Consider the following 457-nt stretch of genomic DNA (forward strand, 5'->3'; position numbering starts at 1 on the left):
CCCAGCTCTTTCATGAGCCTGCCAGCAAGCCAGCGTCCCATCTGGTAGCCTCTCCGGGTTGCCATTGTGGCGATGCTTCTTGCTCCGGCCGAACCATGGCTGATGCCATGTAGCTCAAGTACCTGACTGCGTAATACAGCCCGTCTGCCGTCTGGTTTTTCAGGACGGTTTTTCCAGTATCTGTAGCTGCTGCGATGAACCCCGAACACTTGGCAGAGTGTGACCACAGGATAATGCGCTCTGAGTTTCCCGATTATCGAGAACAGTTCAGGGAGTCTGACATCAAGAGCGCGGTAGCCTTTTTTAATATTTCATTCTCCATTTCAATGCGTTGTAGCTTTTTCCTCAGCTTACGTATTTTCGATTTGTTCTGGTGTTATCGGAGAGGCTTTTGGTGTTTTGCCCTGACGCTCATCACGCAGTTGTTTGACCCATCTTGTCATTGTGGAAAGGCCAA

Annotated in this window: 1 pseudogene; it reads right to left on the bottom strand. The window is 50.1% G+C overall.

What is annotated here, in order from left to right:
• Window positions 1–457, bottom strand: a pseudogene (locus tag BGK49_RS27990) (transposase family protein); the annotation flags it as partial.

The organism is Shigella sp. FC1544 (assembly GCF_001722145.1).
Taxonomy (GTDB): Bacteria; Pseudomonadota; Gammaproteobacteria; order Enterobacterales; family Enterobacteriaceae; genus Escherichia; species Escherichia coli.